General features: G+C 70.8%; 2 protein-coding genes. Both read left to right on the top strand.

Features of this window, described 5'->3' with window-relative positions:
• Positions 1-495 precede the first annotated feature (495 nt).
• Entirely contained in the window at positions 496-1242 is a 747-nt protein-coding gene (locus tag ABD378_RS42810) for a serine/threonine protein kinase (RefSeq protein WP_344530727.1), read from the top strand.
• 189 nt (positions 1243-1431) lie between these two features.
• The coding region (locus ABD378_RS42805) for a protein kinase (protein ID WP_344530725.1) at positions 1432-2417 on the top strand (986 nt) is incomplete at its 3' end.

Below are 2417 nucleotides of genomic sequence, written 5' to 3'. Positions count from 1 at the left end.
GCTGCGGGCGCCGCGGGCGCCGCTGGTACGGCGGCCACGTCTGAGTCCGCCGGAGCTTCTGGGGCTTCTGGGGCTTCCGGGGCCGCTGGATCCTCTGTGAACTCCGGTGGCCGCAAGGGCGAGGAGGCCGCCGAGCGGCTGAAGGGTGCGCTCCGGTCGGTGCGGAAGGCCGCGGCTGCGGCTACCACGCGGGGTGCGGGGGCCGGGGCGGCTGCTTCCGGCACTGATTCACCTTCTGGCTCCGGCTCTAGCTCTAGCTCTAGCTCTGGTTCCGGTTCTGCTTCCGGCGCCGCTTCTGCCGCGTCTGCTCCTGCTTCTGCTTCTACTCCGGCTTCCTCCCCTTCCACTTCTTCCGCTCCTGCGTCTGGTTCAGGTTCCGGGGCGAGTTCGGTGGCTGGGGGCGGGGGTTCGAGCACGCCGCCGGTTCCCGTGACGCCCCCGCGTGCGACGCCTGCCAAGGCCTCGCTCACTGATGTGGTGCCTCGGCGCACTCTCGTGATCATTTCGGTTGCGCTCGTGCTCGCGGTGCTCGGGACCGTCCTGGCCTTCGCGCTGAACGGCGGGGACGAGAGCGGTGGGCAGGACAGCAAGAACAGCGGGGACAAGGCCGCCTCCAGCGGGGCGACCGCGGGCGGAGGCGGCAAGGAGGAGGACAAGGGCGCCGGGCAGGACGACGGTGCCGAGAAGGACAGGGACAAGGACGAGGCGGACGCGAGCGCCGGTTCGGGCGCGAGCCCCGGTTCGGGTGACGGCAAGGACCCGAGCGAGAGCGGCGACGACAGCGGCGACTCCGGCAAGGAGCCGGGCGACGGCGCGGAGTCGACGTACAAGCACTCGCAAGGTTTCTCGGTGGGCCTGCCCAAGGGCTGGAAGTACCAGTCCACGGCCGCCGCGGGCGCGCGCTTCACCGGTCCTGACGGGCAGAAGCTGCTGATCGGCTGGACTCCTACCCCCAAGTCGGACCCCGTGGGCGACTGGAAGAGCCAGGAGTCGTACATGGTCCGGTCGCAGTACAAGCGCATCCGGATAGAGAAGGTCGACTTCCGTGGCTGGAACACGGCCGACTGGGAGTTCACGTACGTCGACGGCGGCACGAAGTACCGCTCGATAGACCGCGGGTTCGTCGTCAACGGCAATCTGGGCTACGGAATGATGTACACGGCCAAGGCCGCCAAGTGGGACAGCGACGAGCGCAAGGACGCGTGGCGGACCTTCACCAAGTCGTTCAAGCCGAAGAAGTAGCCGGGCAGCGGGCCGGGGGGCCGCGGACTTCGGGGAATCGGGGAGTCCGCGGAACGGGTCCGGCGAGATCTCGCATCCCCTCAATGTGGTTTGCCTCCGGCACGTATCGTGAGTGACTGCGGACCGTACGCAGCCGCAACAGGGCGTAAGACGAACGGAATTGACCACCGGGCGGACGGGGGAGGCGTCGTGGACGAATACGCGGGGCGGGTACTCGCCGACCGCTACCGCCTGCCGCTGCCTCCCGCGGACGAGTACGAACTCGCGGAGACGCGGGCCTTTGACACCTACAGCGGGCAGGAAGTCCTGGTCAGGCAGGTCCCGTTGCCCGAGGTCGTCGACGCGGAAGTGCTTGAGCTCGATGAGCGGGACCTACCGGAGGGGGAGCTTCCGGCAGGGTTCGTGAGCGCGGGTGCGGTGCGGCGGCCGTCGGCGCGTACGACGCGGAGGCCGTCGGATCCGGCGGTGCGGCGCGCGATAGAGGCGGCACAGGCCGCCGCGCAGATTCCCGACCACCCTCGGCTCGACCAGGTCTTCGACGTGTTCGCCGAGGGTGGTTCGCTGTGGATAGTCAGCGAGTTGGTGGCGGCGAGGCCGCTGGCCGCGCTGCTCGCGGACCGGCCGCTGAGCCCGTATCGGGCGGCGGAGGTCGCATCCGACGTGGTGACGGCACTGCGGGTGCTGCACGCGCACGGCTGGGTCCACCGGAACATCACCGCTCGCACGGTCCTGGTCTGCGACGACGGCCGGGTGGTCCTCACGGGCCTCGCTGCGGGCGCGGCGGAAGAGGCGCTGTGCGGGTACGACCCTCGGCCCGAGGAGTTCCTCGCGGGGTTCGAGGGCGGGGGTGGGGGCGACGACTCGGGTGCTGACTCCGGTGCCGGTAGTGCCAGTAGTGCCGGTGGTGGGTTCGATGTCGATGAGCCTGGTGGGGCCTATGAGGCCGAGGAGAGCGATCGTTCGCGTGGTCATGCCGCGATCGAGGCCGCCCAGCCCACGGAGTCCGAGGGCGATCCGCGGGCCGCGCGGTCCAGCGCCATAGCCGCCTACCGCGCAGGGGCGCGGGCCGCGGCGCGGGTGAGCGAGGACGAGGGCCGACGGGTCTCGGCGTCGGCGTCGGCGTCGGCGGGTGCGGAGTTGCCGGGGCCGAGGGACGGCGGGTCGTTCGGGGCGAG

It is taken from the genome of Streptomyces rectiviolaceus, from assembly GCF_039533825.1.
GTDB lineage: Bacteria > Actinomycetota > Actinomycetes > Streptomycetales > Streptomycetaceae > Streptomyces > Streptomyces rectiviolaceus.
Note: the sequence above shows the minus strand (reverse complement) of the source record. Positions and strands in the feature narration are given on the sequence as shown.